General features: G+C 60.9%; 20 protein-coding genes. 13 read left to right on the forward strand and 7 right to left on the reverse strand.

The features are described from left to right. Positions 1 to 166: 166 nt before the first annotated feature. Positions 167 to 1,351 (reverse strand): delta-9 fatty acid desaturase DesA, encoded by a 1,185-nt coding sequence (gene desA / locus LRO94_RS01785; protein WP_032884873.1) that lies wholly within the window; start codon positions 1,349 to 1,351, stop codon positions 167 to 169. Between the two features lie 166 nt (positions 1,352 to 1,517). Between desA and dibA the strand changes: the two genes are divergently transcribed. The 6 genes from dibA (at position 1,518) to LRO94_RS01815 (ending at position 7,755) form a co-directional block, all read left to right on the forward strand. Further along, complete coding sequence (gene dibA, locus LRO94_RS01790) at positions 1,518 to 3,431, forward strand: phosphodiesterase DibA (RefSeq protein WP_179179680.1); 1,914 nt, start codon at positions 1,518 to 1,520, stop codon at positions 3,429 to 3,431. Positions 3,432 to 3,731: 300 nt separating this feature from the next. Next, positions 3,732 to 3,914 carry a sulfur starvation response protein OscA gene (gene oscA / locus LRO94_RS01795; protein WP_003170956.1) on the forward strand — a complete coding sequence of 61 codons (183 nt, stop codon included), beginning with the start codon at positions 3,732 to 3,734 and terminating at the stop codon, positions 3,912 to 3,914. Positions 3,915 to 3,979: 65 nt separating this feature from the next. Further along, positions 3,980 to 4,990, forward strand: coding sequence for a sulfate ABC transporter substrate-binding protein (locus LRO94_RS01800; RefSeq protein ID WP_027607869.1), 1,011 nt, complete (start codon positions 3,980 to 3,982; stop codon positions 4,988 to 4,990). A 76-nt stretch (positions 4,991 to 5,066) separates the two neighbouring features. Beyond that, positions 5,067 to 5,885 (forward strand): sulfate ABC transporter permease subunit CysT, encoded by an 819-nt coding sequence (cysT, locus tag LRO94_RS01805; protein ID WP_027607868.1) that lies wholly within the window; start codon positions 5,067 to 5,069, stop codon positions 5,883 to 5,885. Between the two features lie 13 nt (positions 5,886 to 5,898). Then, the gene (cysW, locus tag LRO94_RS01810; RefSeq protein ID WP_032884876.1) at positions 5,899 to 6,771 is read left to right on the forward strand and encodes a sulfate ABC transporter permease subunit CysW; all 873 of its coding nucleotides are present in this window, start codon (positions 5,899 to 5,901) and stop codon (positions 6,769 to 6,771) included. Positions 6,772 to 6,774: 3 nt separating this feature from the next. Then, the gene (locus LRO94_RS01815; protein WP_032884878.1) at positions 6,775 to 7,755 is read left to right on the forward strand and encodes a sulfate/molybdate ABC transporter ATP-binding protein; all 981 of its coding nucleotides are present in this window, start codon (positions 6,775 to 6,777) and stop codon (positions 7,753 to 7,755) included. A gap of 124 nt (positions 7,756 to 7,879) precedes the next feature. Here LRO94_RS01815 and LRO94_RS01820 read toward each other — a convergent pair whose 3' ends face one another. Continuing rightward, the gene (locus LRO94_RS01820) at positions 7,880 to 8,407 is read right to left on the reverse strand and encodes an Mpo1 family 2-hydroxy fatty acid dioxygenase (RefSeq protein WP_179179679.1); all 528 of its coding nucleotides are present in this window, start codon (positions 8,405 to 8,407) and stop codon (positions 7,880 to 7,882) included. Between the two features lie 83 nt (positions 8,408 to 8,490). Here LRO94_RS01820 and LRO94_RS01825 point away from each other — a divergent pair, with 83 nt between their 5' ends. Beyond that, the gene (locus LRO94_RS01825; RefSeq protein ID WP_032884881.1) at positions 8,491 to 9,177 is read left to right on the forward strand and encodes a Crp/Fnr family transcriptional regulator; all 687 of its coding nucleotides are present in this window, start codon (positions 8,491 to 8,493) and stop codon (positions 9,175 to 9,177) included. A 1-nt stretch (position 9,178) separates the two neighbouring features. On the opposite strand, the gene uraH is transcribed toward LRO94_RS01825, so the two are convergent. Both uraH and LRO94_RS01835 read right to left on the reverse strand, forming a co-directional pair. After that, positions 9,179 to 9,589, reverse strand: coding sequence for a hydroxyisourate hydrolase (gene uraH, locus LRO94_RS01830; protein WP_179179678.1), 411 nt, complete (start codon positions 9,587 to 9,589; stop codon positions 9,179 to 9,181). Positions 9,590 to 9,611: 22 nt separating this feature from the next. Next, entirely contained in the window at positions 9,612 to 10,085 is a 474-nt protein-coding gene (locus LRO94_RS01835; RefSeq protein ID WP_032884884.1) for a GlcG/HbpS family heme-binding protein, read from the reverse strand. Between the two features lie 100 nt (positions 10,086 to 10,185). Between LRO94_RS01835 and LRO94_RS01840 the strand changes: the two genes are divergently transcribed. Further along, positions 10,186 to 10,551 (forward strand): response regulator, encoded by a 366-nt coding sequence (locus LRO94_RS01840; protein ID WP_032884886.1) that lies wholly within the window; start codon positions 10,186 to 10,188, stop codon positions 10,549 to 10,551. Positions 10,552 to 10,677: 126 nt separating this feature from the next. On the opposite strand, the gene LRO94_RS01845 is transcribed toward LRO94_RS01840, so the two are convergent. Beyond that, entirely contained in the window at positions 10,678 to 11,682 is a 1,005-nt protein-coding gene (locus LRO94_RS01845) for an AraC family transcriptional regulator (protein WP_032884887.1), read from the reverse strand. A gap of 101 nt (positions 11,683 to 11,783) precedes the next feature. Between LRO94_RS01845 and LRO94_RS01850 the strand changes: the two genes are divergently transcribed. Continuing rightward, entirely contained in the window at positions 11,784 to 12,878 is a 1,095-nt protein-coding gene (locus tag LRO94_RS01850) for a fatty acid desaturase (protein ID WP_099602153.1), read from the forward strand. Here the strand turns inward: LRO94_RS01850 and LRO94_RS01855 are convergent. Together LRO94_RS01855 and LRO94_RS01860 are read right to left on the reverse strand one after the other, a co-directional pair. Continuing rightward, positions 12,769 to 13,704: a LysR family transcriptional regulator gene (locus tag LRO94_RS01855; RefSeq protein ID WP_081797602.1), complete on the reverse strand. Its 936-nt coding sequence runs from the start codon at positions 13,702 to 13,704 to the stop codon at positions 12,769 to 12,771. The genes LRO94_RS01850 and LRO94_RS01855 overlap by 110 nt on opposite strands. A 97-nt stretch (positions 13,705 to 13,801) precedes the next feature. Then, a complete protein-coding gene (locus LRO94_RS01860) occupies positions 13,802 to 14,971 on the reverse strand; it encodes a CynX/NimT family MFS transporter (protein WP_179179677.1) in 1,170 nt (389 codons plus the stop codon). Between the two features lie 102 nt (positions 14,972 to 15,073). On the opposite strand from LRO94_RS01860, the gene LRO94_RS01865 reads away from it, so the two are divergent. From LRO94_RS01865 to LRO94_RS01880, 4 genes are all read left to right on the forward strand, one after another. Continuing rightward, complete coding sequence (locus LRO94_RS01865; protein ID WP_179180106.1) at positions 15,074 to 15,940, forward strand: LysR family transcriptional regulator; 867 nt, start codon at positions 15,074 to 15,076, stop codon at positions 15,938 to 15,940. 222 nt (positions 15,941 to 16,162) lie between these two features. Further along, a complete protein-coding gene (locus tag LRO94_RS01870) occupies positions 16,163 to 16,975 on the forward strand; it encodes an energy transducer TonB (RefSeq protein ID WP_122753730.1) in 813 nt (270 codons plus the stop codon). Positions 16,976 to 17,026: 51 nt separating this feature from the next. Then, positions 17,027 to 17,749 (forward strand): MotA/TolQ/ExbB proton channel family protein, encoded by a 723-nt coding sequence (locus LRO94_RS01875; protein WP_099602154.1) that lies wholly within the window; start codon positions 17,027 to 17,029, stop codon positions 17,747 to 17,749. Between the two features lies 1 nt (position 17,750). Then, a complete protein-coding gene (locus LRO94_RS01880) occupies positions 17,751 to 18,152 on the forward strand; it encodes an ExbD/TolR family protein (protein WP_010565408.1) in 402 nt (133 codons plus the stop codon). Positions 18,153 to 18,167: the final 15 nt, after the last annotated feature.

Here is an 18,167-nt window from a genome sequence, read left to right on the forward strand (position 1 = left end):
GCCGCAGGATTTAGCAGCGGTCACAACAAGGGGCCACCATGATGGCGAAGTGTTCATTGAGAGAGGGTAAATGCGATGAAGTTCCGTGAACGGTGCCGATTGGCGGTGCCCGGAAAATGACGCCAAAAAGAGGATGCGTGGGAGGGCAAGCCCTCCCACGGCTTTGTCAGACTGCCGCAGGACGCAGCGAATAGGTCTTCAATTGGTGGGCGAAATCCCGCAGGGACTGGATGCCGCTGGCCTCGGCCTCGTGCACCCATTCCTTGATAGCGGCGAGCATATCGTGGCCGTTGGTGCTGGTCTTGAGCCAGATCTGCTGCAATGCCAGGCGCTTTTCGTAGATCACTTTCAAGGCCTGGCTATGTTCCAACATGCTCTGGATGCGTAGGTGGTGGCGGTCATCCAGCAGGCTGGTTTCCCGCGACAGCAGGCGTTTGGCACGGTGGAACTGGTGGCGCACCGAGTGATCGACTTTTTCCAGCTCCTGCTTGACCAGCGGGCCGATCACCAACTTGCGGTACTGGGCCATGATCTGGAAGCGGTTGTTGAGGATCGCCATGGCAGTGTCCATGTCCAGATGGCCTTTGCCCTCGACGCGATGAGCAATCGGCGCCACACGCTGGACCTTGGCCAAGCGCAGGAAACTGAACAGCTTGATCCACGCCCAGCCCAGGTCGAACTCCCATTTCTTAACCGACAGCTTGGCCGAGTTGGGGTAGGTGTGGTGATTGTTATGCAGCTCTTCGCCGCCGACGATGATGCCCCACGGCACCAGGTTGGTCGCCGCGTCACGGCATTCGAAGTTGCGATAGCCCACGGCATGGCCCAGGCCGTTGATTACGCCGGCGGCCCAGAACGGGATCCACATCATCTGGATCGCCCAGATGGTGATGCCGATGGTGCCGAACAGCAGGAGGTCGATTACGCCCATGATCGCCACGCCCAGCAGCGGGTAGGGGGTGTAAATCTTGCGTTCGATCCAGTCATCCGGGCAGTTCTTGCCGTAGATGCGCAGGGTTTCGGGGTTTTCGGCCTCGGCGCGGTAGAGCTCGGCGCCTTTGCGCAGCACCGTGGACAGGCCCTTGATCACAGGGCTGTGCGGGTCGTCGACGGTTTCGCACTTGGCGTGGTGTTTGCGGTGGATAGCGGTCCACTCGCGGGTGTTCTGCGCCGTGGTCAGCCACAGCCAGAAGCGGAAGAAGTGTTTCAGGCCGGCATTGAGCTCCAGGGAGCGATGGGCTGAATAGCGGTGCAGATAAACCGTGACCCCAACAATGGTCACGTGGGTCATCAACAGAGTGACTGCAACCAGTTGCCAGGCTGACAGGTCAAGAAAACCGTTGTACCACATAGGCTGTTTGGCCCTCTGATAAAGAAAAAAATAGCACCCGCATTATCACTGGCTTTAAGGATAAAACCAGTCACCGTTTCAGATAAGACTTACAAGGTGTTTCCTAATCTATAATCTCGGCGCGTTGTAGGACGATTCTGTTTTTTTAGTAAGGACTACTGGCCATATGCTGTTTTCATACCGAGGTGCCCTGCGTGTGGGGCTGGTATACCTGCTGGTTTCGATTGTGTGGCTCCAGCTCAGCAATCAGATATTGATCAACTTTCTCGATGAACGGGGGGAGTTGGGGTATTGGCTGCAGATGCGCGGCTACGTGTGGGTGGCCCTGAGTGCCTTGGTCATTTACTTCTTATGCGCGCGCTTTGCTCGGGCCCAACAGTTGCAGCAACCCCTGAAGGAAAACCTCGATCGGTTGCGCCAGGCGGCTGCGGTCTTCGACTGCACCCGTGAAGGCGTGTTGGTCACTGACACCAGGGGCCTGATCGTGCACGTAAACCGGGCATTCATGGAGATCACCGGCTACCAGCGCGCAGACGTCATGGGTCAGCAGCCCAGCCTGTTCAAGTCCGGGCGCCATTCGTCGAATTTTTACCAGCAGATGTTCCAGACCCTGGAGCGCACCGGTGAATGGAGCGGAGAAATCTGGAACCGGCGCAAAAGCGGCGAGATTTATCCACAGTGGCAAACCATCCGTGTGATTCACGATGACCAAGGCCACATCAGCCATTACGTCGCGGTGTTTTCCGACATCAGCGCCATCAAGGATTCCGAGCACGAGTTGGCGCACCTGGCGCATCACGATCCACTGACCGACCTGCCCAACCGCCTACTGTTCACCGACCGCGCCGAGCAGGCGCTGGCCTCGGCGCAACTGCACAAACGCGGCTGCGCGCTGCTGTTGCTGGACCTGGACCACTTCAAGATTATCAATGACAGCCTTGGCCATAACGTCGGCGACCAGTTGCTCAAGCTGGTGGGCGAGCGGCTCAATACGCTGTTCGGCCCCGGAGTGACCCTGGCGCGACTGGGCGGCGATGAGTTCGCGGTGCTGGCGGAAAGTTGTTCACAGGTGATGCAGGCGGCGGCATTGGCGCAGCGCATGCTGGACGTGATGAAGCAACCGTTCATCTTCGACGGTCATCAACTGTTTATCAGCGCCAGCATCGGCATCAGCCTGTTTCCCAACGATGCATTGAGCGCGGAACAACTGCTGCGCAACGCCGACTCTGCGCTGTTCAAGGCCAAAAGTGTGGGCCGCGAGGGCTATGCCCTGTACACCGAAGAACTCACCGCCCACGCGCAGAACCGTGTGGAAATTGCCAGCGAACTGCGCCGCGCCCTCGACCAGCAGGAGTTGCGCGTCTACTACCAGCCTGTACACGACCTGCAAGGCAGCCGTCTGGTCGGCGTCGAAGCCTTGGTGCGCTGGCAACATCCGGAACGTGGCCTGGTGCCTCCGGGCGAGTTCATCCCCATCGCCGAACGTACCGGTTTGATCGCCGATATCGACGCGTGGGTCTTGGAGCAGGCCTGCCGCCAGATGTGCCAATGGCTGGCCGATGGCGTGCTGCTGAGCTTTATTGCGATCAACGTGTCCAGCCGTCTGTTTGCCCGTCGCGAACTGTACGAGCAAGTCGCCCAGGTGCTGCACGCCACCGGCCTGGATCCGGCTTTCCTGGAGCTGGAAGTCACCGAGAGTGCCGTCATGGACGACCCCGAGGAAGCCCTGGAGCAACTGCACCGCCTGCGTGAGTTGGGCTTGCGCCTGGCCATTGATGACTTTGGCACCGGCTATTCGTCCCTGCTGCGCCTCAAGCGCCTGCCGGTGCAGAAGCTGAAGATCGACCAGGGCTTTGTTGCCGGGGTGCCATGGGATGACGACGACGCGGCGATTGTGCGCGTGGTGATCGCATTAGCGAAAAGCATGGGCATGCAGGTACACGCTGAGGGAATTGAGCAGATGGAACAGGCGAGGTTCTTGTTGGAGCAGGGCTGCGATTTGGGGCAGGGGTATTGGTTTGGAAAGCCGATGCCGGCGCAGGACGTTGACTGGGACCGCGCGCCCACCATCCAGACTTGAAACGCATTCCAATGTGAGAGGGGGCTTGCCCGCGATTTCGGTGTGTCAGGCCGAACATTGGTACCTGATCCACCACCACCGGTGGCAAGCCCCCACCCGCATTTTGGAACTTCACAAGGCGTTATTTCGGCGCTCGGGCGCAAAACCCTCTCGCAACCCCACGTCCCATCAGAAAATTCTTTCTGGTTATATAAACATTCTTAAATAGTATTTTTAAGAATATCTGCGCTTATCTACTATCGCCCTACGCCGCAAGCAGTGCCGCCACTGCCAGGCACTATTCATTTAAGGAGCGAGACCATGAGCGCATCTCTACGTAGCGTCGACGGCCAGGACGAAGCAGCCATTTTGCGTGAGATCCAGAGCGCCCTGCGCGATCTGCGGTTTGGCGCGGTGGAAATCACTGTGCATAACGCCCAAGTGGTCCAGATCGAACGCAAAGAAAAATTCCGTCTGCAGAACCCGGGTAACAAACCGAGCTAAGCAACCGCGGCGATAGACCCGTCACTATAAGAAAAAGCCAACACCCCAGAATTTCAGGAGCTTCTATGTCGTCGATTCGCCGTTATGCCCTGGCCGCACTGGCCAGCGCCGTGTTTGCCGGTTCCGCTGTTGCCAAGGACTACGAGTTGCTCAACGTCTCGTACGACCCGACTCGCGAGCTGTACCAGGATTACAACGCTGAGTTCACCAACTTTTGGAAGCAGTCCCACCCTGGTGACACCGTTAAGATCCAGCAGTCCCACGGTGGTTCGGGCAAGCAAGGCCGGGCGGTGATCGACGGCCTGCGCGCCGACGTAGTGACCCTGGCCTTGGCTGGCGACATCGACGAAATCGCCAAATTGGGGAAAACCCTGCCGGAAAACTGGCAGACCCGCCTGCCGGATGCGAGCACCCCGTACACCTCGACCATCGTGTTCCTGGTGCGTAAGGGCAACCCTAAAGGCATCAAAGACTGGGGCGACCTGATCAAGAAAGACGTTTCCGTGATCACGCCGAACCCGAAAACCTCCGGCGGTGCGCGCTGGAACTTCCTTGCCGCGTGGGCCTACGGCCTGAAATCCGGTGGCAGCGAAGCCAAGGCCCAGGAATACGTGAAAGAACTGTTCAAGCACGTGCCGATCCTCGACACCGGCGCGCGCGGTTCGACCATCACGTTCGTCAACAACGGTCAGGGCGACGTGTTGCTCGCCTGGGAAAACGAAGCCTTCCTGGCCCTGAAAGAAGACGGCGGCGCCGACAAGTTCGACATCGTTGTACCTTCCCTGTCGATCCTCGCAGAGCCGCCAGTGGCCGTGGTCGACAAGAACGCCGAGAAAAAGGGCAATACCGAGATCGCCACTGAATACCTCAAGCACCTGTACAGCCCGGCTGGCCAGGAGATTGCGGCGAAAAACTTCTACCGCCCACGCGATGCAAAAGTAGCCGCCAAATACGCCCAGCAGTTCCCGAAACTGGACCTGGTGACTATCGACAAAGACTTCGGCGGCTGGAAAACTGCCCAACCGAAATTCTTTAACGACGGTGGCGTGTTCGACCAGATCTACACGGCGCAGTAAGCCGAGAAATACACACCCACGGAGCCCGCATTCACCTGCGGGTTTTGTGTGTCAGTTCCGCTAACCAAGGACTCTTATGTCGCGTCGTATTTCCCCCGTCATACCCGGCTTCGGGCTGACGCTGGGCTACACCGTGGTGTACCTCAGCCTGATCGTACTCATCCCCCTCGCGGCGATGTTTGTACACGCCGCTCAACTCACCTGGGATCAGTTCTGGAACATCATCTCCGCACCCCGTGTGCTGGCGGCGTTGAAACTGAGCTTCAGCACCGCGCTGTACGCCGCCCTGATCAATGGCGTGATCGGCACGCTGCTGGCCTGGGTGCTGGTGCGCTACACCTTCCCCGGCCGCAAGATTATCGATGCGATGATCGACCTGCCGTTCGCGCTGCCCACCGCTGTGGCCGGTATCGCCCTGACGGCGCTGTACACGCCGACCGGGCTGGTGGGCCAGTTCGCCGCTGACCTGGGCTTCAAGATCGCCTACAGCCCGTTGGGCATCACCCTGGCGCTGACCTTCGTGACCCTGCCGTTCGTGGTGCGCACGGTGCAGCCGGTACTTGCCGATATCCCCCGGGAAATCGAAGAAGCCGCTGCCTGCCTGGGCGCCAAGCCGTTGCAGGTGTTCCGCTACATCCTCGTCCCCGCGCTGCTGCCCGCCTGGCTCACCGGCTTCGCCCTGGCGTTTGCCCGTGGCGTCGGTGAGTACGGCTCGGTGATCTTCATCGCCGGCAACATGCCGATGAAAACCGAGATCCTGCCGCTGCTGATCATGGTCAAGCTTGACCAGTACGACTACCGCGGCGCCACCTCCATTGGCGTGCTGATGCTGGTGGTTTCCTTTGTCCTGCTGCTGCTGATCAACTTGTTGCAGCGGCGCATCGAACGTCCATAAGGAGGCGCGGAACATGTCCCAATCGTCTATTTCCGCCGCGTCCTCGGCCAACGCTGCCCGGCGTGGCAGTGCGGTGTCGCGACGTATCCTGATCGGCCTTGGCTGGCTGGTGTTCTTCCTGTTTTTGCTGCTACCGCTGTTTATCGTGGTGTCCCAGGGCTTGAAGAACGGCCTCGGTGCGTTTTTCACCGCGATTCTTGAACCGGACGCGTTGTCCGCGCTGAAACTCACGGTGATCGCCGTGCTGATTTCGGTGCCGCTCAACCTGGTATTCGGCGTCAGCGCCGCCTGGTGCGTGAGCAAGTACTCGTTCCGTGGCAAGAGCATCCTGGTGACGCTGATCGACCTGCCGTTCTCGGTCTCCCCGGTGATCGCAGGCCTGGTCTACGTGCTGATGTTCGGCGCCCAGGGCCTGTTTGGCCCGTGGTTGCAGGAGCATGACATCCAGATCGTGTTCGCCTTGCCCGGCATTGTGCTGGCGACCATCTTCGTCACCGTGCCGTTCGTGGCCCGTGAACTGATCCCGCTGATGCAGGAGCAGGGCACCCAGGAAGAAGAGGCTGCACGCCTGCTCGGCGCCAATGGCTGGCAGATGTTCTGGCATGTGACTGTGCCGAACATCAAATGGGGCCTGATCTACGGCGTCGTGCTGTGTACCGCGCGGGCCATGGGTGAGTTCGGCGCGGTGTCGGTGGTGTCCGGCCACATTCGCGGCGTGACCAACACCTTGCCGCTGCACGTCGAGATTCTCTACAACGAATACAACCACGTTGCCGCGTTTGCGGTGGCCAGCCTGCTGCTGATCCTGGCGCTCTTCATCCTGCTGCTCAAGCAGTGGAGCGAGAACCGTATCAACCGCCTGCGCAAAAGTGCCGGTGAGGAATAAGTCATGTCGATCGAAGTCCGTAATGTCAGCAAGAACTTCAACGCCTTCAAGGCCCTGAACAGCATCAATCTGGATATCCAGAGTGGCGAGCTGGTGGCGTTGCTTGGCCCATCCGGGTGCGGCAAGACCACCCTGCTGCGCATCATCGCAGGCCTGGAGACTCCGGATGACGGCAGCATCGTGTTCCACGGTGAAGACGTCTCCGGCCACGACGTGCGCGATCGCAACGTCGGGTTTGTGTTCCAGCACTACGCGCTGTTCCGCCACATGACCGTGTTCGACAACGTTGCGTTCGGCCTGCGCATGAAGCCCAAGAACCAGCGCCCGAACGAAAGCCAGATCGCGGCCAAGGTTCACGAGCTGCTGAACATGGTGCAACTCGATTGGCTGTCTGATCGTTATCCGGAACAACTCTCCGGTGGTCAGCGCCAGCGTATCGCCCTGGCCCGCGCCCTGGCGGTCGAGCCGAAAGTGCTGCTGCTGGACGAACCGTTCGGCGCCCTCGACGCCAAGGTGCGTAAAGAACTGCGCCGCTGGCTGGCACGCCTGCACGAAGACATCAACTTGACCTCGGTGTTCGTGACCCACGACCAGGAAGAGGCCATGGAAGTTGCCGACCGTATCGTCGTGATGAACAAGGGCGTGATCGAGCAGATCGGCTCACCGGGCGACGTCTACGAAAACCCGGCCAGCGACTTTGTTTATCACTTCCTTGGTGACTCCAACCGCCTGCATCTGGGTGAAGACAAGCACGTGCTGTTCCGTCCCCACGAAGTGTCGCTGTCGCGCCATGAACTGGAAGATCACCACGCGGCCGAAGTGCGTGATATTCGTCCATTGGGCGCGACCACGCGGGTGACCTTGAAGGTCGAAGGCCAGACAGACCTGATCGAAGCCGAAGTGGTGAAAGACCACGACAGCCTGACCGGTTTGGCGCGGGGCGAAACCTTGTTCTTCAAGCCCAAGGTCTGGCAAAAAGCCTGATAACCCGCATTACCTAATGTGAAAATGGGGCCAATGTGGGAGGGGGCTTGCTCCCGATAGCAGTGGGTCAGCTGATAAATATGTCACTGACCCACCGCCATCGGGAGCAAGCCCCCTCCCACATTTAGACCTCTCTCGGCTTTAGATCGCGTCGAATCACCGGCCCCGAGCGCTCTTCAATCTGTTGCTTCAAGCCCTGCCGCAACCCCAGCAAAAACGCCACCTCCGCCACCACAAACAGCGGCCCTACGATCAATCCCGACACATCGTCCACAAACGCCGGCTTCTTGCCTTCGTAGTAGTGCCCGACAAACTGAATCACCCAGCCCACCACGAACATGCCGACGCCGCTGCTGAGCCACACCATCGTGCTCTGCGCCGCCAACTCATGCCCGGCCCATACCGACAAGCCCATCAGCACCGTCATCAGCACGCCCAGGGCCAGTTCCAGGCGCAGGTAAAACCACGCCGAAAACAACGACACGATTACCGCCGGTGAAATCCATAGGCCTCCCACGGTCCATTCGGGACGCGACAGCAGCACGGCTACTGCCACCACAATCAGCGGGATACCAATAAAGTGGCTGGCGATATTGCGCGGGTCGCGGTGGTAGGCGGCGTATTGACTGAGGTGGTCGACGAGGCTTTTCATTGTTGTTCCTCCTGTAGGATGTTTGATCATGCCCTGTCAGCCTGCGCCTGACTGTCAGCTGGGCGACAATCTTCGGAGTTCTCATGGACGCAGAAAAATGGCACGCCCGCTTGGCCAGCGGCCATTGGTTCAGCCATCTGCCTGTAGATCTACAGCGTAGTCTGCTGGCGGCGGCGCGGCTGCGCACGCTCGCGGCGGGGCAGTGCCTGTTCAAGCGCGGCGACCCGCCTTGCGGCCTGTATGCGGTGCTGGAAGGCGCGGTGCGCATCAGCGCGGTGAATGCCCAAGGCAAGGAGGCGGTGTTGAGCCTGGTGGAAACGCCTTACTGGTTCGGCGAAATCTGCCTGTTCGATAACCTGCCGCGCACCCACGATGCCCTGGCCATGGGGCCATGCACGTTGTTGCAGGTGCCACAGGCGGCGATGCTGACCATCCTCGAAGACCATCCGGCGTATTGGCGCGATGTGGCCCTGTTGATGAGCCACAAACTGCGCTTGTCGTTGATCAATATCGAACAGATGAGCCTGATGCCCGCGTCGGCGCGTCTGGCCCATCGGCTGCTGATGATCGCGCAGGGCTACGGCGAAATAGACCAGGCGCGCCGCACCTTGCAACTGCCCCAGGAGGACTTGGCCGCGATGCTGGGCCTGTCGCGCCAGACCACCAACAGTCTGCTCAAGGCGCTGGAGCAACAAGGCCTTATCGGCCTGAGTTACGGCGCGATTGAAGTGCTGGACCTGCGCGGTTTGCAGCAGGCCGCTGGCCTATGAACTACGACCCGCGATAGGTGGAGAAACCGTAAGGGCTGAGCAACAACGGGATGTGGTAATGCTGGTCCGCCTGTTTCACCTGGAAGATCACCGGCACTTCAGGGAAGAACGTCTCGCGGTTGGCCTTTTTGTAGTAGTCGCCGGTCTTGAACACCACGCGGTACTCACCCGGCGTCATGCTGCGGTTGGCGGGGAACAGTTCGGCGATGCGCCCCTGCTGGTTGGTGATGCCTTCGGACAGCGACTGCCATTTGTCGCCTACCTGCTGTTCCAGGGTGACGCTGACACCGGCGCTCGGCAGGCCGTTTTCCAGGTTGAGCACATGCACGCTCAGAGGGTTGCCGTCGGCCAGGGCCAGGTTGCACAGGCCGCTGAGGCTGAGGGCGGCGAGGGTCATGCTGAGGGTTTTCATCGAGAGATCCTTTGGAGGGGAATCAGAGGGAAGTTTTCAGGCCCAGTTGCTCGGCGGCTTTTATTGCGCAGGACTCGTCCTGTGCTGCGCCGCCGGCACCGGCGATGCCCAGCGCGCCGACCAGTTCGGCCTCGGCAAACAGCGGCACGCCGCCGCCGAGTAACAGCAACTCGGGCAAGCTGTTAAGGTTGGCGGCCTCGGGGTTGTTACGCGCGCGCTCGGCAAACAGCCGCGTCGGGGTTTTGGTCGACAGCGCGGTGTACGCTTTGCGCTGGCTGGCGAGGCTGTTATGCGGGCCGACGCCGTCGGCACGCAGGCTCAGCAGCAGGTTGCCGCCCCGGTCCAGTACCGTCAGCGCGGCGCTGCAGTGGGCAAGGCTGGCATCGGCCAGTTGGCGTGCGGTGTGCAAATCGAGGTCGGCATGGCGTGGCAGCTGCGGTGCAGCGAACGCACCGGTGCAGACGGCGAGGCTCAAGAACAAGGCATGGCGGGACATAAAGACGACTCCGGAAAACAGGCCGCTACCGTAGCCAGTCAACAGGGTCAGAAACCGCACAATTTGATGACAGGTTTGTAATCAAACCCAGAGGTAAGGCATGCAGGTGTTGTTAGTGGAAGACCAGCCGCAACTGGCGCAGCTCATGGCTCAAGGCTTAAGCGAGGCCGGTTTCGCGGTGGAAGTCGCGGCCAATGGCATGGCGGCGCAGCGCTTTGTGGAAAGCACCGAATACGACTTGGTCATTCTCGACGTGATGCTGCCGGGCTTGAATGCCTGGAAATTGCAGCAGGCGATTCGGCACAAGGGCAAGACGCCGGTGTTGTTCCTGACCACGCCGGGCGGCATCGAAGATCGCCTGCGTGGGTTGGAATTACATGAGGATGATTACCTGCTCAAGCCGTTTGAGGCCAAGGCGTTGGTGGCGCGGGTGAGGAAGTTATTGCGGCGCGATCGCGGGCTCTGATTGCCCCGGCATGTTGATTGCCTGAACCATTGCTATCGCGGGCAAGTCCCCTCCCACATTTGAAATGCGTTCCCCTGTGGGAGGGGGCTTGCCCCGATGAGGCCTTCAGCCTCTGCGCGAATCCACCTACCGCAACCCATCGCGAAACTGCCCTGGCGTCACCCCCGTCCAACGCTTGAACGCCCGGTTAAAACTGCTGGTATCGGCAAACCCCAACAAATGGCTGATCTCTGCCAATGAGCACTGCGGGTCCCGCAGATGCTGCAACGCCAGGTTCTGCCGGCACTCGTTGAGCAACGCATCAAACCGACACCCTTCATCCGCCAGGTGCCGCTGCAAGCTGCGCAAACTCAAGTGCAGCGCTTGGGCAATCCGCTCGGCACTCGGCTCGCCGTCGGGTAATTGTGCCTCGATCGTGGCGCGCACCTTGCGCTCCCAGGTCAGCGGTTGCAGCTGGGCGAGGGTGCGTTTGAGCACAGTTTCGTTGTGTTCGGCCAACTCGGGGTTGGCGTCATCCAGATGGCTGTCGAAGTCCTGGGCTGCAAATTCCAGGCAGTCCTCATCGGCGCCAAAAAATACCGGCGCGCGGAACACCGTGTGCCAAGGCTTGGGATCGGCCGGTTCCGGGCGCCGCAAATGCACGGCCAAGGGCGCGTAGTCACGGCCCAGGCGATTGCGGCAGGTGCGCACATAGATCGCCGCGAACGCATCGATGGCTTCCAGTGCCGGTGCGGGGCTGCCTTGGGGTTGCAGCAGGCGGAAACGGTAGCGTTCGCCGTCCCGACTCAGCTCCAGCTTCAGCGCATCGCTGACCACTTGGTGATAACGCACGATGCGTTCGAACACTTCCCGCAGACTGCCGCTGGCCACCAGCGCGTATCCCAACGCGTGAAAAGTGGTAGGGCTGACAAACCGCGACACGCGCAACCCAATTGCCGGATCGCCGCTGGCCTGCACTGCCAGCTCCCACAGGCGCGTGGTCGCCGACAGCGGATAGCGCGCATTGGGATCTTCCATCTGCTGCGGGTCGAGCCCAGCCTCGATGCACAGCGCGGCGCTGTCGAGGCCGAGGGCGTCGAGCTGCTTGCGCAGGGCGCGGGTCCAGCTGGCGAGGGACGTGGGTTCTGTCATGGCGATTGGCGCTTGCGGTCAACAGGTTGGCGTGTGGGGCTAGCGTCCTGCATGAAGGCCTGGTGCAGGATGTAACCATCTATGAACAAGAGGATGGGAGCATGGACGGTACTTCTGCAAGTCCCCAGCAGATGAACGCACAACAGCGTTCAGCACATATCCGTGAAGTCGTACTCGCCGAAGGCGTGCGCCTGCGCCAGCAGCACCCGTGGTTGCTGCATCAAGACGCCTTGGGCGCGGGCATCCTGGCCTTCGCGCTGCTGGGCATGATTGGCTCGGCGGCGCTCTACATCACCGGTCACATGGCCTGGTGGGCGTGCCTGTTATTGAACGCCTTCCTGGCCTCGCTGACCCACGAGCTGGAACACGACCTGATCCACAGCATGTACTTTCGCAAGCAGCGCCTGCCCCACAATTTGATGATGGGCCTGGTGTGGCTTGCGCGGCCAAGCACCATCAATCCGTGGATTCGCCGGCACCTGCACCTCAACCATCACAAAGTCTCCGGCACCGAGACCGATATGGAAGAGCGCGCCATCACCAATGGCGAGCCTTGGGGCTTTGCGCGGTTGCTGATGGTGGGCGATAACGTGATGTCGGCGTTTATCCGCATGCTGCGCGCCAAAACCTGGGGCCACAAACTCAAGATCCTGAAACGCTCGCTGCTGGTCTACGCACCGCTGGCACTGCTGCATTGGGGGGCGTGGTACATCTTCCTCGGCTTCCATGCAGCCAACGGCGTCGCCAGTCTGCTGGGCGCGCCTATCGAATGGTCCGCCGGCACCCTGCAGATGATGCAGGTGATCGATATTGCCGCCGTGGTGATCATCGGGCCCAACGTGTTGCGCACCTTTTGCTTGCACTTTGTCAGCTCCAACATGCACTACTACGGCGATGTGGAACTGGGCAACGTGATCCAGCAAACCCAAGTACTGAACCCCTGGTGGATGTGGCCGTTGCAGGCGTTTTGCTTCAACTTCGGCAGCACTCACGGGATTCACCATTTTGTGGTGAAAGAGCCGTTTTACATCCGCCAGATGACCGCCAAGGTGGCGCACAAGGTCATGGCCGAGATGGGCGTGCGGTTCAATGATTTTGGGACGTTTGCGCGGGCCAATCGGCTTGGTTTTCCACCGCCAGCAGCGTTTCGATCAGTGCCTTCGCCGCAGGCGACAAGCGAACCCCAGCGCGGCTGATCACTGCGCAACGGTTGTTCAGGCTTTCCAAGGCATGAGGCACATTGCGCCAGTGCAGCACGTTCAATTCGCCGCTGGCCAAGGGGGCGGCGAAGGCTTCTTCTGCGCCCAGGCCGATGGTGTCTGACTCGCGCACGATGAGGGCCAGCGCGGCAAACTGCTCCAGCTCGATAGCGGGGGCAAAGTCGATGCGCCCACTCAGGTTCGCCAACAGTTTTCGAATGCCCGGTGCGATCAGTGGCGTGGCGAGGGGATAGTCGAACAGGTCATTGGTCGACAGGCTGTCCTTGGCCAGCAACGGGTGCCCGGCACGGCAGAAAAACACACTGCGCCGCGGCGTGAGGGCCTGAGTCTGGAAGTTTGGGTCGGCTTCGAAGTGGCGCACATCGGCGATAAAAAATTCGATCTCTTCACGGCTCAGGCTGCGCCCGAGTCTTTCCCAGTTATCCACTTGCAACGCGCTGCGTACTTTGGGGTAGGCGGTGATGAACCTTGCCATCGCTTGGGGCACCAAGTTGACCGCCGCCACCGCATCGCTGCCAAAGCGTACTTCACCGGCGTCGAGCTTGGTCATGCGTGTGACTTCATGGCTGAGCAATGCGGCGCCTTGAACCAGGCTCAAGGCATGCTGCAACACCACTTGGCCTTCGGGGGTCGGGCGCAGGTCTTTATGGGCGCGATCCACCAGGACGCAGCCGAACTCTTGCTCCAGGCCCTGGATGCTGCGGCTGAAAGCCGGCTGGGTGATGCCCATGGCTTCGGCGCCGCGCACAAAACTGCGGTACTCATTCAGCGCGATGAAATAGCGCAGTTGGCGAAGGTCCATGGTGTGCCCGGCATCCTTTAAGAGAACCGGGATTTTAAGGGGATTGCTTATGTCGTCAACGAAGCTTTATTGGTTTAACTAGATCTTAAAAGCATATCTATAGAGCGGGTGCCGTGCGGTAACTCGTCGGGCTGAACACCCGCGTCACCATCAGCATCGCCACTGCAGTCACCGTCAATACCATCCAGGCGCTGGTGAAGTTGCCGGTGATCTCGCGCAGCCAGCCGGTCATCCACGGCGAGATCGCGTTGATCAGGAAGCCTACGCCTTGTACGAAGGCCGCCAGTTGCCCGGCTTGCCGAGGGTCGCGATGGTGGTCGAGGGTCAACAGCAGGCTCAAGGCGAAACACGCGCCCAGACCGAAGCCGCACAACGCCACCCACAGATGAGGAAATTGCAGCGGCGCCAGCAGCAGACCGAGGTAGCCCACCGTTTGTGCCAGCAGGCTTATCCCGAGCAGGGGGCGACGGTCGATACCGCGTTGCGCGAGCACTGGCATCAGCAGCGCGGCAATCACTTGGAAGATGGTCATGAACGCCAGCAGCGAACCGCTGGGCAGCACGCCCCAGCCCAATTGCTGATAGTAGGCCGGCAGCCACGCCACCAGGCTCATGTAGCCACAGTTCACCAGCCCGAAATACACCGCCAGCAGCCAGGCGCGACGATTGCGCAGGCCCTTGAATGCGGGCACCACCTGGGGATTTTTTGCTGCGCCCAGCGGCAGCCAGGCCCACAGCAACAAGGCGCCCAGCGCTGGCAACAGCCACACGCCCAATCCTGCCTGCCACTCCTCGAAATGCGTGGCCACCAGCGGACTGAGCAGCGCCGCCAAGCCACCACCGGCCATCAGCGAGGCCGAATAGACGCCCATCGCCACCGGCACGCGATGATGGAACTCACGCTTGATCATCGCGGGCACCAACGCCTGGATCAGCGCCACACCGGCACCGCCGAGCAACGCCGTGACCAGCAGCGCCGACGCTTGGCCCATCACCCAGCGCGCCAGGCACGCCAGCAGAATCATCATTAAACCCAGGGCGATACCGCGCCGTTCGCCCAGTTGCGCTTCCACGCGCACGCCCACCAACGCCACCAGCCCCATGCACACCACCGGCAAGCTGGTAAGCAGGGCACTGCTCTGGAAGCTGAGGCCGGTGGCCAAGCGGATTTCACCTAGCAGCGGACTGATAGAACTGAGGATCGGCCGAAGGTTGAGGCCCAGCACTACGAGCAGGCCCCAGCCGGCGAGGGATTTGTTGAGGGTCATGCAGCGTCCATGCAGTGGGTAAATGAGGCGTGAGTATGGCCATCGCCACAGGTATTCTGAAATTAAATATAACGATGCCAACCAGTGGCAAAGGGAATGATGATGTTCGATCCCGTGTTGCTCAGAAGCTTTGTCGCCGTGGTGGACTGCAGCAACTTCACCCGCGCCGCCGAGCGCCTGCATTTGACCCAATCCACCGTCAGCCAGCAGATTCGGCGCCTCGAAGACGCGGTGGCGTGCCAGTTGCTGGACCGCGACCAACGCCGCGTGGTCGCCACGGCTGAAGGTGAGCGCTTGCTGGCCTATGCGCGGCGCATCCTTGCGCTGCATGAAGAAGCCGCCGATGTGCTGATCAACCAGCAGAGTGACGGCGTGCTGCGCCTGGGGGTACCGGAAGACTTTGCCGCAGAGCGCCTGATGCCGCTGCTCTCGGCGTTTGTGTTGGCGTATCCACGGGTGCGCCTGGAGGTCACCAGCGGTCTCGGTCCCGAGTTGCAGCGCCAATTCCGCAGCGGCGAGTTCGATGTGTTGTTGGTCAAGCAGATGGGCGACAGCGATGACTGTCTGGCCTCGTGGCCCGAGCCGCTGTGTTGGGTCGATAGCCGCAGCATGCCGTCGTTGGGCCGCGACCCCTTGCCGTTGGTGGCCTTTCCGGTGGGCGGGTTGTACCGCAACGAAATGCTGCACCACCTGGAAGTCAGCGACTGGCGCTGGCGCATCGGCTATTCCAGCGCCAGCCTGGCCAGTGTGTGTTCGGCTGTGGCGGCGGGGTTGGGCGTGAGTCTGTTACCGCGCCGGGTGGTGCAGCCTGGGCATGTGGAGTTGGGGCCGGACAGCGGTTTACCGGCGGTGCAAGGCGTGCGCCTGGCGTTATATGCGCATCCTGGCCTGAGCGCGGCGGGGCAATGCTTGCAGGCTGAACTGTTGGATTTGTGCGCAAACAGCCCCGTCGAACCATGCCTTTACTGAATATTTTTTATGCCTGAAAAGCATTGAAAAAACACACCTCGGCGCCAGGCCTTGCAGGCTCTGGCTTGGGCGTTCGTGCCGGCTTTGTTTATTCAATTTAGATCTATGTATAACTTCAAAGATTACTTTAAGAGATAAGCGTCTGGCCCCGATGATTCAGCCCTCGACGGCCTTCCACGCAGGCCTGTCGGTTTTTGTTTTAAGACCGTAGGGAGTGAATCAATGGGCAATGTCCAGACCGCCGCCAGTGCACACGAGGCGCTATGGCGTCAGGCACCTGGTGGTGAGTTGGTCGACCTTGGCCGGCCGCACCGCGCGCCGTTGGGGCAACTGCGAACGCAGAGGACTCCAAAGCGTTTTTCTAGCCGCCGCGAAGGGATTCTGCTGGGGCTGCTGGTGCTGGCCCTGCACGGTGCGGTGATCTATTGGGTGAGCCAGAAGGCGACGCCAGTGCTGCCGATTGTGCCGCCGGAAATCCCACCGATGACCATCGAGTTTTCCCAGCCAGCGCCGCCAGTGGTTGAACCTCCACCGCCTGCGCCACCACCACCGCCGCCGCCGCCTGTGGTCGAGCCACCACCCCCTGTGGTGGATGAGTTGGCTGCCAAGCCGGCGCCGAAAAAGATTCCGAAACCCAAGCCGGTGCCAAAACCCGTGCCCAAACCCGTCGCCAAACCGGTAGAGCAACCGCCGGCGCCACCGGTCCCTGCGCCACCTGCGCCAGCGCCGGTCGCCGCGCCTGCGCCCGCCCCGGTTACTCCGGCTTCTGCCAACGCCGCGTACCTGAAGAACCCGGCACCTGAATACCCGTCACTGGCCCAGCGCCGGGGCTGGGAAGGCACGGTGTTGTTGCGGGTTCATGTGTTGGCCAGCGGCAAGCCGGGTGAGATCCAGATCCAGAAAAGCAGCGGTCGCCAGCAACTCGACGACGCCGCACTGACCGCCGTAAAGCGTTGGAGCTTCGTGCCGGCCAAGCAGGGCGATGTGGCCCAGGACGGCTGGGTCAGCGTTCCGATCGACTTCAAGATTCACTAACTATTGCGCTTCGGTGTGTTGCACACGCCGCGACTTGTACAGAGGGAAAACATCATGGCATTAGCATCTCCACTTGAATCCATCGAAAGCGCGGTGATCTGGCTGCTGGTGGTCTTTTCGGTCGCCACCTGGGGCTTGGCCTTGCTCAAGGGCGTGCAGTTCGGTCGCCTCAAGGCCCAGGATCGCAAGTTCCACAAACAGTTCTGGGCGGCGTCGAGTCTTGATTCGGCCGCTGAATTGGCAGAGACCCAGCCGGGTGCCGCTGCCCGCGTGGCCCAGGCCGGTTATGCCGCGATCCAGGTTGGCGATGCGCCTCACGCTGCCGACTTGAGCCAGGCAATCAACCATCAGGACCGCCTCGAACGCGCCCTGCGCCAGCAGATCGTACGTGAGCGCCGCTCTCTGGAGACCGGTTTGGCCGTGGTCGCCAGTATCGGCAGCACCTCGCCGTTTATCGGCCTGTTCGGCACCGTGTGGGGGATTATGGAAGCGCTCAAGGGCATCAGCGCCGCCGGTTCCGCCAGCCTGGAAACCGTGGCCGGCCCCATCGGCGCCGCACTGGTTGCAACAGGCGTGGGGATCGCCGTCGCCGTACCTGCGGTGCTGGTTTACAACTACTTCCTGCGGCGCCTCAAGCTGACTGCCGCCGACCTGGATGACTTCGCCCACGACTTCTATAGCCTGGCGCAGAAAAATTCCTTCCGTGTGCTGCTGCACCCGGCGCTCAACAAAAGCGCTGCCGGCAACCCGCAAAAAGTGAAGGAGGCGTCCTGAAATGGCCTTCTCTACACAAGACAGTGATGAGGTACTGAGCGAGATCAATGTCACGCCCCTGGTGGACGTGATGCTGGTGCTGCTGGTGGTGTTTATCGTCACCGCGCCGCTGTTGACCAACGCGATCCCGATCAACCTGCCCAAGACCGAGGCCGTGGCCCCGGTCGAGCAAAAAGATCCGCTGGTGGTGAGCATCGACGGCGCCGGCAAACTGTTTATCAACAAGGACGAAATCCAGCCGGACCTGCTGGAATTCAACCTGCAGGCGGCCAAGGCCAAGGACCCCGATGTGCGGGTGCAACTGCAGGCGGATGACGGAGTGAACTACGGCGAAGTGGCGCGAGCCATGGCGTCTATCGAGCGCGCGGGGATTACCAAACTGTCGGTGATTACTGCACGTTAGCTTCAAAAGCCTCGA

The sequence above is a fragment of the Pseudomonas sivasensis genome (assembly GCF_021391435.1).
In the GTDB taxonomy this organism is placed as follows: domain Bacteria; phylum Pseudomonadota; class Gammaproteobacteria; order Pseudomonadales; family Pseudomonadaceae; genus Aquipseudomonas; species Aquipseudomonas sivasensis.

Coding starts and splice junctions, on each gene's coding strand:
- desA (WP_032884873.1), bottom strand. CDS start 1,351: ATGTGGTACAACGGTTTTCTTGACCTGTCAGCCTGGCAACTGGTTGCA.
- dibA (WP_179179680.1), top strand. CDS start 1,518: ATGCTGTTTTCATACCGAGGTGCCCTGCGTGTGGGGCTGGTATACCTG.
- oscA (WP_003170956.1), top strand. CDS start 3,732: ATGAGCGCATCTCTACGTAGCGTCGACGGCCAGGACGAAGCAGCCATT.
- LRO94_RS01800 (WP_027607869.1), top strand. CDS start 3,980: ATGTCGTCGATTCGCCGTTATGCCCTGGCCGCACTGGCCAGCGCCGTG.
- cysT (WP_027607868.1), top strand. CDS start 5,067: ATGTCGCGTCGTATTTCCCCCGTCATACCCGGCTTCGGGCTGACGCTG.
- cysW (WP_032884876.1), top strand. CDS start 5,899: ATGTCCCAATCGTCTATTTCCGCCGCGTCCTCGGCCAACGCTGCCCGG.
- LRO94_RS01815 (WP_032884878.1), top strand. CDS start 6,775: ATGTCGATCGAAGTCCGTAATGTCAGCAAGAACTTCAACGCCTTCAAG.
- LRO94_RS01820 (WP_179179679.1), bottom strand. CDS start 8,407: ATGAAAAGCCTCGTCGACCACCTCAGTCAATACGCCGCCTACCACCGC.
- LRO94_RS01825 (WP_032884881.1), top strand. CDS start 8,491: ATGGACGCAGAAAAATGGCACGCCCGCTTGGCCAGCGGCCATTGGTTC.
- uraH (WP_179179678.1), bottom strand. CDS start 9,589: ATGAAAACCCTCAGCATGACCCTCGCCGCCCTCAGCCTCAGCGGCCTG.
- LRO94_RS01835 (WP_032884884.1), bottom strand. CDS start 10,085: ATGTCCCGCCATGCCTTGTTCTTGAGCCTCGCCGTCTGCACCGGTGCG.
- LRO94_RS01840 (WP_032884886.1), top strand. CDS start 10,186: ATGCAGGTGTTGTTAGTGGAAGACCAGCCGCAACTGGCGCAGCTCATG.
- LRO94_RS01845 (WP_032884887.1), bottom strand. CDS start 11,682: ATGACAGAACCCACGTCCCTCGCCAGCTGGACCCGCGCCCTGCGCAAG.
- LRO94_RS01850 (WP_099602153.1), top strand. CDS start 11,784: ATGGACGGTACTTCTGCAAGTCCCCAGCAGATGAACGCACAACAGCGT.
- LRO94_RS01855 (WP_081797602.1), bottom strand. CDS start 13,704: ATGGACCTTCGCCAACTGCGCTATTTCATCGCGCTGAATGAGTACCGC.
- LRO94_RS01860 (WP_179179677.1), bottom strand. CDS start 14,971: ATGACCCTCAACAAATCCCTCGCCGGCTGGGGCCTGCTCGTAGTGCTG.
- LRO94_RS01865 (WP_179180106.1), top strand. CDS start 15,074: ATGTTCGATCCCGTGTTGCTCAGAAGCTTTGTCGCCGTGGTGGACTGC.
- LRO94_RS01870 (WP_122753730.1), top strand. CDS start 16,163: ATGGGCAATGTCCAGACCGCCGCCAGTGCACACGAGGCGCTATGGCGT.
- LRO94_RS01880 (WP_010565408.1), top strand. CDS start 17,751: ATGGCCTTCTCTACACAAGACAGTGATGAGGTACTGAGCGAGATCAAT.